Source organism: Micromonospora sp. NBC_01405 (genome assembly GCF_045040155.1).
In the GTDB taxonomy this organism is placed as follows: domain Bacteria; phylum Actinomycetota; class Actinomycetes; order Mycobacteriales; family Micromonosporaceae; genus Micromonospora.
In genome coordinates this window covers 1,185,169-1,199,411 of the sequence record NZ_CP109532.1, presented here as the reverse complement: position 1 = coordinate 1,199,411, position 14,243 = coordinate 1,185,169, and the positions used below count along the sequence as shown (strand labels likewise).

11 protein-coding genes are annotated in these 14,243 nt (G+C 72.9%); 8 read left to right on the top strand and 3 right to left on the bottom strand.

Translation table 11 applies throughout. The features are described 5' to 3' along the window. Positions 1–43: 43 nt before the first annotated feature. Both OG559_RS04485 and OG559_RS04480 read right to left on the bottom strand, forming a co-directional pair. Positions 44–1,549, bottom strand: a complete 1,506-nt coding sequence (locus OG559_RS04485) for an N-acetylmuramoyl-L-alanine amidase (RefSeq protein ID WP_405112757.1) — start codon at positions 1,547–1,549, stop codon at positions 44–46. 230 nt (positions 1,550–1,779) lie between these two features. Beyond that, positions 1,780–3,495 carry an alkaline phosphatase D family protein gene (locus OG559_RS04480; protein WP_405112755.1) on the bottom strand — a complete coding sequence of 572 codons (1,716 nt, stop codon included), beginning with the start codon at positions 3,493–3,495 and terminating at the stop codon, positions 1,780–1,782. 146 nt (positions 3,496–3,641) lie between these two features. Between OG559_RS04480 and ftsY the strand changes: the two genes are divergently transcribed. The 8 genes from ftsY (at position 3,642) to OG559_RS04440 (ending at position 13,528) form a co-directional block, all read left to right on the top strand. Then, positions 3,642–4,832, top strand: a complete 1,191-nt coding sequence (gene ftsY / locus OG559_RS04475) for a signal recognition particle-docking protein FtsY (protein WP_405112753.1) — start codon at positions 3,642–3,644, stop codon at positions 4,830–4,832. A 7-nt stretch (positions 4,833–4,839) separates the two neighbouring features. After that, positions 4,840–5,703, top strand: a complete 864-nt coding sequence (locus tag OG559_RS04470) for an aminoglycoside phosphotransferase family protein (RefSeq protein WP_396669809.1) — start codon at positions 4,840–4,842, stop codon at positions 5,701–5,703. 496 nt (positions 5,704–6,199) lie between these two features. Continuing rightward, complete coding sequence (locus OG559_RS04465) at positions 6,200–7,612, top strand: ammonium transporter (protein ID WP_396669810.1); 1,413 nt, start codon at positions 6,200–6,202, stop codon at positions 7,610–7,612. Between the two features lie 25 nt (positions 7,613–7,637). Continuing rightward, positions 7,638–7,976, top strand: a complete 339-nt coding sequence (locus tag OG559_RS04460) for a P-II family nitrogen regulator (protein ID WP_387017112.1) — start codon at positions 7,638–7,640, stop codon at positions 7,974–7,976. Positions 7,977–7,991: 15 nt separating this feature from the next. Beyond that, on the top strand, positions 7,992–10,439 hold the full coding sequence (locus OG559_RS04455; RefSeq protein ID WP_405112750.1) for a [protein-PII] uridylyltransferase: 2,448 nt from the start codon (positions 7,992–7,994) through the stop codon (positions 10,437–10,439). Between the two features lie 193 nt (positions 10,440–10,632). Next, a complete protein-coding gene (gene ffh, locus OG559_RS04450) occupies positions 10,633–12,192 on the top strand; it encodes a signal recognition particle protein (RefSeq protein ID WP_405112748.1) in 1,560 nt (519 codons plus the stop codon). A gap of 67 nt (positions 12,193–12,259) precedes the next feature. Then, positions 12,260–12,424, top strand: coding sequence for a hypothetical protein (locus tag OG559_RS04445; RefSeq protein WP_405112746.1), 165 nt, complete (start codon positions 12,260–12,262; stop codon positions 12,422–12,424). 18 nt (positions 12,425–12,442) lie between these two features. Further along, positions 12,443–13,528, top strand: coding sequence for an amidohydrolase family protein (locus OG559_RS04440; RefSeq protein WP_405112744.1), 1,086 nt, complete (start codon positions 12,443–12,445; stop codon positions 13,526–13,528). Here OG559_RS04440 and OG559_RS04435 read toward each other — a convergent pair. Further along, positions 13,494–14,093 (bottom strand): TetR family transcriptional regulator, encoded by a 600-nt coding sequence (locus OG559_RS04435; RefSeq protein ID WP_405112742.1) that lies wholly within the window; start codon positions 14,091–14,093, stop codon positions 13,494–13,496. The genes OG559_RS04440 and OG559_RS04435 overlap by 35 nt on opposite strands. Positions 14,094–14,243: the final 150 nt, after the last annotated feature.

Below are 14,243 nucleotides of genomic sequence, written 5' to 3'. Positions count from 1 at the left end.
CCTTCACCCGGCGGGCCGTTCGGAGGATTCCCGAGGTGCTTCGTCAACGCCTGCCGACGATGGTCACCTGGGCGGAGCCTTCGGGCATTCCGGCGATGCTGACGCGATTTCCGGCGGCCGTGGTGGGGGTGCCCCTGCCGGGGAGCGGTTGGAGTGCGTCCCAGGTGCCGTTGGGGTGGCGGATCTTGTGGTAGATGCCGTTGTCGGCGCCGACGATGAGTATCTGGGCGGAGCCGTCGGGCATCGCGGTGATGGCGACGTCTTTGCCGGCTGCGGGGGCTGTCGTGCCGTAGCCGCTGATGGGTTGGAATCCGGTCCAGGTGCCGTTGGGGTTGCGGATCTGGTGGTGGACGATGTTGTTGGCGCCGACGATGAGGACCTGGGCGGAGCCGTCGGGCATGCCGGCGATGCTGACGTTGCTGCCGGCGGCCGTGGTGGGGGTGCCCATGCCGGTGAGTGGTTGGAGGCCGGTCCAGGTGCCGTTGGGGTTGCGGATCTGGTGGTAGATGTCGTTGTTCGCGCCGACCATGAGCATCTGGGCGGAGCCGTCGGGCATCGCGGTGATGGCGACGTCTTTGCCGGCTGCGGGGGCTGTCGTGCCGTGGCCGCTGATGGGTCGGAATCCGGTCCAGGTGCCGTTGGGGTTGCGGATCTGGTGGTAGATGTCGTTGTTCGCGCCGACGATGAGGACCTGGGCGGAGCCGTCGGGCATGCCGGCGATGCTGACGCGGCTGCCGGCTGCGGGGGCTGAGGTGCCGTGGCCGGCGAGTGGTGCGAACCCGGTCCAGGTGCCGTTGGGGTTGCGGATCTCGTGGAAGATGCTTCTGTCGGCCCCGACGATGAGCAACTGGGCGGAGCCGTCCGCCATTCCGGTGATCGCCATGTCGCGTGCCTCGCCGGGGGCTGTCGTCCCGTAGCCGGCCAACGGCTGGAACCCCGTCCACGACCTGTCCGGGTACCGCGCCTGGTGGTACATCGGGCCGACGCTCGGGTCGGGGCCCGGGCCGCCGCTCATGGCGGCTGCGACGTCGCGTCGCATCGCGTCGAGGTCGATGAAGGAGGGGTCGATCTTTCCGGTGGTGCTGGTCTCGCGGTGGCCCCGGGCGTAGCTGGCGTCGCGGCCCAGCGTGCGGAGCACCGCGGCGGTGGCGGCGACGGACGCGTTGTACTGGGCCTGGGTCATCGACTGGTTGACGCCGTTGTAGTCGATCTCCCACCCGATCAGCATCGTGTTGCCGCTGCCCGCGGGGATGGGTCCGCTGCCCCGGCTGTTGCCGGCGTGGTTGGCGCGGTTGGCGGAGATCAGGTGGAACACGCCGTTGTAGTCGACCAGCGCATGACACAGTGGACCGGGCAGGTCGGACCGGCCGTTGATGCAGACGCCCAGTGCCGGTGCCGGTCTGCTCGGGCTGGACGTGGCGGCGGTGTGATGCCACAGCACCCCGATCGGGGCGAACGAGCCGCTGACACCCCGCGAGCGCCAGTCTCCTTCCTCGACAACCGCGACGCCGGCCGCTCGCAGGACATCGGCGAGCCAGGGAATCCCCATGCGATTCTTCCTTCCACCCAAGGGGTGACCATGCCCTCACACAGCAAGGGCGGAGAGTGTTCTGACCGAACACGGGAAGATCATCGCTGTTGAATGTCTCGTTTTGGCATCAGTCACGCACTCGTCGCGGGTATGGGCAGGTCGGCCACGCCGCGGAGTGGAACAGGGCAAAGTCGCGATTCGATGCCTCACCGCGCCAACTGCCGAAACCCCGGGCGGTACGGCGGAGGTCAGCCGCCGGACGTGAGGCGCTGCCGCATCACCTCACGCAGGTGGCCCGCGCTGGTGGTGCCCTCGACGGTCACCTCGGCCGTCCGCCCGGCGTGGACCAGCGTGGCGACCGCGTTGCCGAAGTACGGCCCGGCCAGCCGCTTCCACCGCAACGGCGGGCGGCGGACCCCGGCGGTGCGGGCGAGGGCCCGGGTGGCCCCGGCCGGTCCGGACGACCAGCCCAGCTTCATCAGCGGGCGCAACCCGGCGGGCACCTGGTTGTGGATGGGCGAGCAGGTGAGCTGGTGCACCGGGGTGACCACGTCCGGGTCGTCGAACCGCGCCCGAGCCACGTACGAGTGGTGCACGTCACCGGAGAGCACGCTGATCGATGCCGGTGGCGCGTACGCCGGTCCGGCCCCGACCCGTTCGCCGGGCTCGCCGGGGGTGCCGCTGCCGATGCGGGCGAAGAGGGCGCCGAGCGCGTCGAACGAGCGGCGGAACGCGGCCCAGTGCTCCAGGTCCAGCGCCCGGCGCAGCTTCTCCGACAGCCGGGCGACCCGGTGCTGTCGGGAGTCGGCGAGCTTCTCGTTCCACGCCTCCACGTGGTGGATGCCCGGCGGCAGCAGCCAGGGCAGGGACGCGCCGACCACGAGGTGGTCGTAGACGCCGTGGGCCCGGTCGAGGAACCACGACCACTCGCCCGGGGGCAGCATCGCCCGCTGGTCGGACTCCAGCACCCGGCTGCACCGGTTGTCCAGCATGACCAGCCGGGTCCGGCCCAGGTCCAGCGCGTAGCTCCACTGGTACTGCACGGCCCGCCACCGCTCGGTGTCGTGGGCGAGGTCGGCCTCGGTGTCGACCCGCTGCCCGAACTCGCGCAGCACGCCGGTGGCGTCCCCCGCCTCGCTGACCTTGGCGAAGACCGGGTCGGCGGCGATCTCGTCGGGGGAGAGGTTGCCCAGGTGCTGGTAGACCCAGTACGAGGCGAGGCCGCTGCTGATCCGCTCCGCCCACCAGGGCTGGTCGCGCATGTCGGCCCGCCACTCGGCCGAGGTGTTCCAGTCGTCGATGATCTCGTGGTCGTCGAAGATCATCACGCTCGGGACCGTGGAGAACAGCCAGCGGATCTCCGGGTCCCGCCACGACTCCAGGTAGAGCTTCGTGTACTCGTCGAAGCTGACCACCTGGTCGCCCGGCGCGCCCTTGGGTCGCCGACGGCGCCGCTTCAGCAGCCGCCGGACCGTGGGGGAGGTCACGTCGGCATAGACCTGGTCGCCGAGCAGCACCAGCAGGTCGGGCTGGGCGGCGGCCTGGTCCGGCTCGACCATCAGCCGCCGGGCGTACGCGTCGAGCGCGTCCGGGGGCAGCTTGCGGGCGGTCGAGTGCTGGGTGGTCTCCCGGCAGGAGCCGAACACCAGACGCACCGGTTGGTCCAGGTCGTCGGCGGCCCGGGTGCGGATCACGCTGGGCGGGAAGCCGCTCTGCGGCTCCGGCCAGGCCACCTCGTCGTCGACCAGCACCTCGTACGCCGTCGCGCTGTCCGGGGTGAGCCCCGTCACCACGACGAGCGCGTAGTGGTGGTCGTACGCCGAGAAGGTGACCGCGGTGCCCTCGGCGCCGTCTGCCGTGCGGACCCGGACCGTCGCGGGCGCGCTGGTCTCCACCCAGACCGTGGCCCGCGTGCCGACGACCCGGCGCAGCAGCGGGCCGATGAGCAGGCGGGGAGCCGGCATGGGTGACCTCCAGGGTGAGCCGATCTCATCATTACTACCCGGTCGGCGGCTGCGCCAGCCACGGCTGGGCGAGCGTACCCGCAGCTCGGTTGCCCGCCGGGTGCGGTGGCTGGGACGCCGCCACCGGCATCTGACAGGATTTCGGCATGACGGAATACCTCCTCATCGCGCTCGCCCTGCTCGGCGTGCTGATCCTCGGCGGCCTCGGGCTGGTGGTGCCACGGCTGCGCCGGCGCCCCGAACCGCCGCTGCCGGAGACGGAGGTGGACACCCGGGCCGAGGAGGACCTCGCCGGGCCGCCCGTCGAGGCACCCGAGTCCGACCTCTCCACCGGGATCCTGGTCGAGCCGCCGCCGGTGGTGGAGGCGCCCGCGCCCACCGTCGAGGTGCCCGAGCCGACCGCCGGCCGGCTGGTCCGGCTGCGCTCCCGGCTGTCCCGCTCGCAGAACGCCTTCGGCAAGGGCCTGCTCGGGCTGCTCTCCCGCGACCACCTCGACGAGGACGCCTGGGAGGAGATCGAGGACAGCCTGATCACCGCCGACGTCGGAATCGACGCCACCCGGGACATCGTCGACCGGCTCCGGGAGCGGACCCGGGTGCTCGGCACCCGGTCCGCCACCGAGCTGCGAGCCCTGCTCGCCGCCGAACTGGTCAACGCCCTCGACCCGAGCCTGGACCGGTCGCTGCGGACCGCCCCGAAGGACGGCGTCCCGGCGGTGCTGCTGGTGGTCGGGGTCAACGGCGCCGGCAAGACCACCACCTGCGGCAAGATCGCCCGGGTGCTGGTCGCCGACGGCCGTACCGTGCTGCTCGGCGCGGCCGACACCTTCCGCGCCGCCGCCGCCGACCAGCTGGAGACCTGGGGCGGCCGGGTCGGCGCGGAAACCGTCCGCGGCGCGGAGGCCGCCGACCCGGCCAGCGTGGCCTTCGACGCGGTCAAGCGGGGCATCGACACCGGCGTGGACACCGTGCTGATCGACACCGCCGGCCGGCTCCAGAACAAGGTCGGCCTGATGGACGAGCTGGGCAAGGTCAAGCGGGTGGTCGAGAAGCACGGCCCGATCGACGAGACCCTGCTCATCCTCGACGCCACCACCGGCCAGAACGGCCTTGAGCAGGCCCGGGTCTTCACCGAGGTGGTCAAGGTGACCGGTGTGGTGCTGACCAAGCTCGACGGCACCGCCAAGGGCGGCATCGTGATCGCCGTGCAGCGCAAGCTCGGCATTCCGGTCAAGCTGGTCGGCCTCGGCGAGGGCAAGGACGACCTGGCCCCGTTCGACCCGGCGCAGTTCGTCGACGCGCTGCTCGGCACCGAGCCGCTCGCCCGGGACGCGTAACCTCGCAGTGACCAGTGACGATCGCGCCCACGCCGGATGGCGCGAGGACCGCCACCCGGCGCCGGGCCTCGGGAGACCGTACGTGACTTCGCAGGAGATCCCGCTGCACGGCGGGAACGTGAGCACCGTGGTCCGGGTGGGCGACACCGTCCGGCGCAACGCCGGCCCGTGGACCCCGTCCGTGCACGCCCTGCTGCGCCACCTGGAGTACGTCGGGTTCACCGGCGCTCCCCGGGCGCTCGGGATGGACGAGCGCAACCGCGAGGTGCTGTCGTACCTGGAGGGGGAGTGCGGGGAGTACCCCCTGGCCCCGCACTGGGTCACCGACGAGGCGCTGGTCACGGTCGCCACCATGCTGCGGATGTTCCACGACGCCCAGTACGGCTTCGCCCCGCAGCCCGGGGCGGTGTGGCGCTCGTTCGGGCCGCCGCCGCCGGACACCGAGGTGATCTGCCACCACGACGCCGCCCCGCACAACGTCATCTGGCGGCCGGACGGCACCCTCGGGCTGATCGACTTCGACCTCGCCTCGCCGGGCGCGCGGATCTACGACGTGGCGTACGCGGCGTGGACCTGGGTGCCGATCTTCTCCGACCGGGACTCGATCACGCTGGGCTGGAATCGCCCGGACCGGCCGCGCCGGCTGCGGCTGTTCGCCGACGCGTACGGGCTGATCCCGCGCGACCGGCACCGGCTGATCCGGACCATCCGCAAGCGCGTCGTCGACCACGTCGAGGGCATCCGCCGGATGGCCGCCGCGGGGGAGCCGGCGTTCGTCCGGATCGTGCACAAGGGTCACCTCCGGCGTCCCATGCGCGACCTGCGCCTGCTCGACTACGAACGCCACGCCCTGGAGTACGCCCTCCGCTAACCCCACGCCCACCCGCCCTGCGGCCCTGCGCCCGCGCGCCCTGCGCCCGCGCGCCCTGCGCCCGCGCGCCCTGCGCCCGCGCGCCCTGCGCCCGCACTTTCACGGAAAGAGTGGTCATTCCGCCGGGGATGGCCACTCTTTCCGTGAAAGTGCGGGGAGGACGAGGCAGGGCCTGGCGGTACTTCGACGCCTCGACCGCGTCGAACGGGCAAAGTCGAAGGTCGACCCGGCAGGGCGCGCATCCCCGGGGGCCTGCCAAGCCGGAGACCCTCACGACTCTGCCGGAGCCCCGGAGGGTGAGGGGAGATGGGAGGGGTGGGGTGGTGGCGGGGACGGTGAGGGGTTCTTCACACGTATGAAACACAGCGTCACGGGTTGGAAATCGACGGGTGACGGTGAAGGAAACAGGAGGCGACCAAGCTTCCGCGCAACCGGCGTACGGGCGACGTTGCCTCGGAAGCCGCGAAGGAGGGAACTTCACCTTTAGGAGGCCAGCGTGCCTGAAGCACCGACGATCGACGGCGCCAACACCGTTTGGCTGCTGGTTTCGACCGCGCTCGTGCTGCTCATGACGCCCGGGCTCGCGCTGTTCTACGGCGGGCTCAACCGGGCCAAGGGCGTGCTCAACATGATGATGATGAGCTTCTCCGCCATCGGGCTCATCTCTGTTCTGTGGTGGTTCTACGGCTTCAGCGTCGCCTTCGGGGCCGACGTGAACGGATTCTGGGGCGACCCGGGCGCGTACCTCGGCACCAAGACCTTCCTGGCCGAGACGGACCTGTGGGGCGCCACCGCGGAGAACCCCAGCGGCATCGGGGTCCCGCTCTACGTGTTCATGGCGTTCCAGATGGTCTTCGCGGTGATCACCGTCGCGCTGATCAGTGGCGCCATCTCCGACCGGGCCAAGTTCGGCGGCTGGCTGCTGTTCGCCTTCGGCTGGGCGACGCTGGTCTACTTCCCGGTCGCGCACTGGGTGTGGGGCGGCGGCATCATCGGCGGCGACATCCACGCGTTGGACTTCGCCGGTGGCACCGCGGTGCACATCAACGCCGGCGCGGCGGCCCTGGCCGTGGCGCTGGTGCTCGGCAAGCGGCTCGGCTGGCCCCGCGAGGGCATGAAGCCGCACAACATCCCGCTGGTCGCGCTCGGTGCCGGCCTGCTCTGGTTCGGCTGGTTCGGGTTCAACGCCGGCTCGGAGCTGACCGTCGACTCGGTCGCCGGGCTCGCGTTCATCAACACCCAGCTCGCCACCGCCGCGGCGGTGCTCGGCTGGCTCGCGGTGGAGTGGATCAAGGACAAGCGGCCGACCATGGTCGGCGCGTCCTCCGGCGCCGTCGCCGGTCTGGTCGCCATCACCCCGGCCTGTGGCTTCATCGCCCCCTGGGCCGCGGTCCTGCTCGGCATCGTCGCCGGCGTGGTCTGCGCGCTCGCCATCAGCCTGAAGTACAAGCTCGGCTACGACGACTCCCTCGACGTGGTCGGCGTGCACTTCGTCGGCGGCTGGATCGGGTCGCTGTGGCTCGGCCTGTTCGCCACCAACTCGGTCAACGCCGCGATCAGCGACGTGGTCGGCGCCTCCGACGGCCTGTTCTACGGCGGCGGCGTCACCCAGCTCGGCCGTCAGGCGATCGCCGGCCTGATCGTGACCGTCTGGTCGTTCGCGGTCGCCTGGGTGCTGGCCTTCGTGATCGAGAAGACCATCGGCTTCCGGGTCAAGCCCGAGGCCGAGGTCGAGGGCATCGACATCGCCGAGCACGCCGAGAGCGGCTACGACCTCTCCCCGGCCGGTGGCGGCGGCAGCGGCAGCGCGTTCGCGCTCGCCGGGATCGGGACGCCGGGCGGTACCGCCGGCACCAAGCCGGCCTCGGAGCAGCCCGCCGAGCCGGTCAGCGCGAAGGTCGCCGGTTAACGTTCCTGGGATGGAGGGGTTGGACATGAAGCTGGTGACCGCGGTCATCAAGCCGTACCAGCTGGACTCGGTGAAGGAGGCTCTGCACGCCCTCGGGGTGGCCGGGCTGACCGTCAGCGAGGTCCAGGGGTACGGCCGGCAGAAGGGGCACACCGAGGTCTACCGGGGTGCCGAGTACACGGTCGAGTTCCTGCCCAAGATTCGGGTGGAGGTGCTGACCGATGAGATCGACGTCGACAAGATCGTCGACGCCATCGTCGGGGCCGCCCGGACCGGCAAGATCGGCGACGGCAAGGTGTGGGTCACGGGCGTCGAGGAGGTAGTCCGGGTCCGCACGGGCGAACGCGGCCTCGACGCCCTCTAGGGCCGGAGTAGGGAGATGACCTCGTTGATCAAGAGGAATGCGTCGGAAAGCGTCGGCGACGGTGACGCAAACCTCTTGATCAACGAGGTCGTCGGCGTTGTCGGGGGGGTGGGGGAGAGGGCTCGGAGGGCTCGGGCGGGGGTGATCGAGCGGTGGCTGGGGGGACTGTTGCCGTGGCCGGGCGGGGTGGCGTTGGTGGCCGTGGGAGGGCTGGGGCGGCGGGAGTGTGCGCCTTACGGGGACCTTGACCTGGTGTTGCTGCATGCCGGGGTGGGCGGGATGGACGAGTTGGCTCCGAAGGTCTGGTACCCGATCTGGGATGCGGGGCTGCGGCTGGATCACTCGGTGCGTACCGTCGCCGAGGCGCTCTCGGTGGCCCAGGACGACGTCAAGGTCGCCCTCGGCCTGCTCGACGCCCGGTTCGTCGCCGGGGACCGGGAACTGGCCGACACGCTGGTCCGGACCGCCACCGACCACTGGCGGCGCACCGTTGTCCGCCGCCTCCCGGGCCTGCGGGAGATCACCACCGCCCGCTGGCAGGCCCACGGCGAGTTGGCCTTCCTGCTGGAGGGCGACCTCAAGGAGGCCGCCGGCGGCCTGCGCGACGTGGGCATCCTGCGGGCCATCGCCGCCGCCGGCATCACCGACGCGCTGCGCCCCGCTGTCCGGGCCGCCCACCTGCGCCTGTTGGACACCCGCGACGCCCTGCACGAGCAGGCCGGCCGCCGCATCGACCGGCTGGTCGCCCAGGAACGCGACGGGGTCGCAGCCCGGCTCGGGCTGCGGCAGCCCGGCGCGCCTGACGCCGCCGGGGGACAGCTCCAGCCCGGACCGGGGCCCGACGACGGCGACGCGCTGCTGCGCCGCCAGTCACACGAGGACCCGGCCCACAATCGGGAACAGGGGCCCGGCGACGGCGACGCGCTGCTGCGCCGGGTCGCCGGGGACGCCCGCACGATCAGCCACGCCCTCGACGACGCCTGGCGGGCCGCCGACCGGCTGCGCTCCGGCCGCCGCCGGGGCGTCGATTCCCGGCCGGTGCGCCGCCCGGTCGCCCGGGACGTCGTCGAGCACGACGGCGAGCTGGTGCTGGCCCGCACCGCCATCGGCGCCCGCCCCGACCCGAGCCTGTCGCTGCGGGTGGCCGCCGCGGCGGCCGCCACCCGGTTGCCGATCGCCCGGGCCACCTGCGAGTGGCTGGCCGCGTACTGCCCGCCGCTGCCGTCGCCGTGGCCCGCCGAGGCGCGCGCCGCGCTGATCACCCTGCTCGGGGCCGGTCCCGGCCTGGTGCCCGCCTGGGAGACCTGCGACCGGTACGGGCTGATCGACGGCTGGCTGCCCGAGTGGACCCGAATGCGCAGCCTGCCCCAGCACAACCCGGTGCACCGGTACACCCTCGACCGGCACCTCGTGCAGGCCGCGTACGAGGCAGGTCGGCACACCCGCGAGGTGGACCGGCCGGACCTGCTGCTGCTCGGCGCGCTCCTGCACGACATCGGCAAGGGGCTGCCGGGCGTTGGTGCCGCCGGGCGGGCCGGCGGGCAGGGGCCCGCCCACGCGGACCACAGCACCGTGGGCGCGCCGCTGGCCGAGGCCGTGGCCGCCCGGATCGGCCTGCCCGGGCCCGAGGTGGCGCTGATCGGCACGCTGGTCCGGCTGCACCTGCTCCTGCCCGACGTGGCCACCCGCCGCGACCTGTCCGACCCGGTGACCATCGCCCGGGTCGCCGAGCAGGTCGGCGACCCGAGCACCCTGGACCTGCTGCACGCCCTGGTCCGCGCCGACGCGGCGGCCACCGGCCCGGCCGCCTGGTCGGACTGGAAGGGCCGGCTCGTCGCCGAGCTGGTCACCCGGGTCCGCACGGCGCTGGACACCGGCGTGCTGCCCGCCCCGCCCGCCCCGGACCCGGCGCTGATCGCCGGGCCACTGCCGGTCGTACACCTGGCCGGGGACCGGGTGGCGGTGGCCGCGGCCGACCGGCGGGGGCTGCTCGCGACGGTGGCCGGCTGCCTGGCCCTGCACCGGCTGGAGGTGCTCGCCGCGGACGCCGCCACGGTCGACGGCCGGGCCCTGGTCGAGTGCCGGGTGCAACCCCGGTACGGTCTGCCGCCCGACCCGATCGCGCTCGGCGGCGACCTGCGCCGGGCGGTCGCCGGGGACGTCTCGGTCACCCAGCGCCTGCGCGGCCGGGCCCTCGCGGCGCGCGGCGGCGGGGCGGCGCCCCGGGTGGTCTGGCACCGGGAGGCGGCTACCGACGCGGTGCTGCTGGAGCTGCGCGCCGCCGACGCGGCCGGGCTGCTGTACCGGGTGACCTGCGCCCTCGACGAGGCCGGCGCCCAGGTCCGCGCGGCCCGGATCTCCACCCTCGGCGGCGATGTGGTGGACGCCTTCTACCTGGTCGGCGGGTGGCCCTCCGACGACGAGCGGGCCCGCCTGGAGGCCGCAGTCCTGGCCGCCGTGTGAGGGACCGCCGTGGCCACAGTGCGCGGCGGGAACGGCCGTCCCCGCCCTCGGGCCCGCCTCCCGTCGCCGCGATCCCGCTGCTCGGCGGCGGGGCCGAAGCGCGGGCGCGGTCGGCGGGCTACCCTAGCCATGGCCGGACACCTGAGCCCGGCCGCGTTGTGCCCGCCGGAACACTGACAAACGGGATGTTCGCGTGTTTGACACCTTGAGTGACCGCCTCTCCGGGATCTTCACCAAGCTCCGTGGCAAGGGTCGGCTCACCGACGCCGACATCGACGCCACCGCGCGCGAGATTCGCATGGCGCTGCTGGAGGCCGACGTCGCCCTGCCGGTGGTCAAGGGCTTCATCGCGAACGTCAAGGAGCGGGCGCGCGGCGCGGAGGTCTCCCAGGCGCTGAACCCGGCGCAGATGATCGTCAAGATCGTCAACGAGGAGCTGATCAACGTCCTCGGCGGCGAGGGGCGGCGGCTCCAGTTCGCCAAGCAGCCGCCGACCGTGATCATGCTGGCCGGCCTCCAGGGTTCCGGCAAGACCACCCTGGCCGGGAAGCTGGCCCGCTGGCTCAAGGCCCAGGGCCACCAGCCGCTGCTGGTCGCCGCCGACCTCCAGCGCCCCAACGCCGTCGGGCAGCTCCAGGTGCTCGGTGGCCGCGCCGGCGTCGAGGTGTACGCCCCGGAGCCCGGCAACGGCACCGGCGACCCGGTGCAGGTCGCGCGCGCCTCGATCGAGCACGCGAAGCGGTCCGCCCGGGACATCGTCATCGTCGACACCGCCGGCCGGCTCGGCATCGACGCCGAGATGATGCGGCAGGCCGCCGACATCCGCGACGCGGTCAACCCGGACGAGGTCATCTTCGTCATCGACGCGATGGTCGGTCAGGACGCCGTACGCACCGCCGAGGCGTTCCGCGACGGCGTCGGCATCACCGGCGTCGTGCTCTCCAAGCTCGACGGCGACGCCCGGGGCGGCGCCGCGCTCTCGGTCCGCGAGGTGACCGGGCAGCCGATCCTGTTCGCCTCCACCGGCGAGAAACTGGAGGACTTCGACGTCTTCCACCCCGACCGGATGGCCAGCCGGATCCTCGGCATGGGCGACGTCCTCACTCTGATCGAGCAGGCCGAACAGGCCTTCGACTCCGATCAGAAGGAGAAGATGACGGCCAAGCTGATGGGCGGCGAGCAGTTCACCCTGGAGGACTTCCTCGACCAGCTCATCGCGGTCCGCCGGATGGGCCCGATCGCCAACGTGCTGGCCATGATGCCGGGCATGGGGCAGATGAAGGACCAGCTCGCCGAGCTCGATGACAAGCACTTCGACCGGGTAACCGCGATCATCCGGTCGATGACCCCGGCCGAGCGCACCAACCCGAAGATCATCAACGGCTCCCGTCGGGCCCGGATCGCGGGCGGCTCGGGCGTCACGGTGATGGACGTCAACCAGCTGCTCAACCGCTTCACCGACGCGCAGAAGATGATGAAGCAGATGGGCGGCATGATGGGCCTGCCCGGCGGTGGCCGGCGCAAGGCGACCAAGTCGCCGAAGAACAAGCGCAAGGGCACCAAGAGCGGCAACCGGCCGCGCACCGGGGCCGGCGCCGGGATGCCGGGCGGCTTCCCGGGCGGCATGCCGCAGCTCCCGCCGGGTCTGGACCCGAACGACCTGGCCGGCGGGCAGGGGCTCCCGCCCGGCTTCAAGCTTCCGAAGATCGACTTCAACAAGCTCGGCAAGAGCGGCGACAACCACCCCCGCTGACACCCGTCAGTGACGATGGGCGACGGGTGCGGCGCTTAGGGTGGTCGACGCCCCTGGGGGAGGTGTCATGACCGCAGCTCGATCCTGCCCGAACGGCACGAGTGGACGCTCGACGACCTCGGCGACCTGCCGAAGGACCCTGCTCGTCACCGAGCTTCCCTGGAAGGTCTCCGTCGACCTGCCGGCGCCCACCACCCGCCGGGACGGGCTGCTCGCCACCGACGGGGTGTGATCGGGTAGGACTGTGTGCATGGCTCTGCATGTGCGCGGTGTGCTGCTCCCCGACGACGAGGTCCGGGATCTCTGGCTGGTCGGCGACCGGGTCACCTTCGACCCGGTGCCCGGGGCGGAGACGGTCGTCGACGGCGGCTTCATCCTGCCCGGGTTGACCGACGCCCACTGCCACCTCGGCATCGCCCGGGGCGGCGCCCCGGTCACCTCCCTCGACCAGGCCCGCGCGCTGGCCGGCGTCGACCGGGACGCCGGGGTCCTCGCGATCCGGGACGCCGGCTCGCCGTACCCGTACCCCGAGCTCGACGACGACCCGGAGCTGCCGCGACTGGCCCGCGCGGGCCGGCACGTCGCCCCGCCGAAGCGCTACCTGCGCGACATCGGCGTGGAGGTCGACGCGGCGGAGGTGGCCGCCACCGTCGCCGCCCAGGCCGCCGCCGGCAACGGCTGGGTCAAGCTGGTCGGCGACTGGATCGACCGGGGGGTCGGCGACCTCGCCCCCGCCTGGGACGCCGACACGATGACCGCCGCCGTGGCCGCCGCGCACGCCGCCGGGGTGCGGGCGGCGGTGCACACCTTCTCCGAGTCCGCCGTCGAGATCATGGTGCGGGCCGGGGTGGACTCGGTCGAGCACGGCACCGGGCTCAGCCTCGACCTGATCGACCTGATGGCCCGGCAGGGCACCGCCCTCGTCCCCACGATGATCAACATCGCGACGTTCGGCGGCATCGCCGAGCAGGCCCGCTCGAAGTTCCCCGGGTACGCCGACCACATGCTCGCCCTACGCGACCGGTTCCCCGAGGTGGTCCGGTCCGCGTACGAGGCGGGGGTGCCCATCTACGTCGGCACCGACGCGGGCGGCGGCATCGACCACGGGCTGGCCGCCGAGGAAATGCTGCTGCTGCACGAGCGGGCCGGCATGTCGGCGGTGGACGTCCTGGCCGCCGCCTCCTGGAAGGCGCGGGAGTGGCTGGGCTTCCCGGGCCTGGTCGAGGGCGGCCTGGCGGACCTCACGGTCTACCCGAAGGACCCCCGCCGTGACCTGTCCGTGGTCCGCACCCCCACCCGGATCATCCTCCGCGGCCGCCCCCTCCGAAGAGGGTGAGGGTCAGGTCGGTCAGGGACTGGGCGGTCCGGTCGACCGGGGAGCGGGGGAGCACGATGTGGCTGACCACCAGGCGGACGATGGTGTCGGCGGCGAACGCCAGGGCGGCCGGGTCGGCCGCCGGGAGGCGGACGGTGGCCCAGTCCAGCAGCGCTCCGGTCGCCTCGGTGAGCACCAGTTCGGCGCGGGTGGTCAGGTACGGCAGCAGCTCGTCCGAGCCGCCCCGGGCGCTGGTCAGGATCGCCTTGAGCAGCGGGTTGTCCGCCGCCGCGGCGAGGGTGTGCGAGATCGCCGCGTACGCCCCGGCCGGGATGTCGTCGCCGTGCGCGTCCAGGTTGACCCGCACGTCGGTGACGAACCGGTCCACCTCACGCCGGGCGAGGGCCTCGGCCAGCCCCGCCTTGCTGGCGAACTCGTTGTAGACCGTCTGCCGGCTCACCCCGGCAGCGCCGGCCACCTCGCCCATCCGTACGCCGTCCCAGCCGCCGGCCACGGTCTGCGCCCGGGCGGCGTCGACGATGCTGTTTCGCAGTCGCTGCCGGGCGGCGTCCCTGAACTCACCCATGGTGGTCGAAGTCTACGGCCGGGGCTGCCCGACCCGCCGCCACGGGCGGCCGGGACCGCCGCCCCGGCGAATGGCCCGGTGACGGTAGGCGGCGTGCCCATGGCGGCCGCCCGGCGGGTGGCCCGGGAACGGCATGTCGCGCCCGATGGC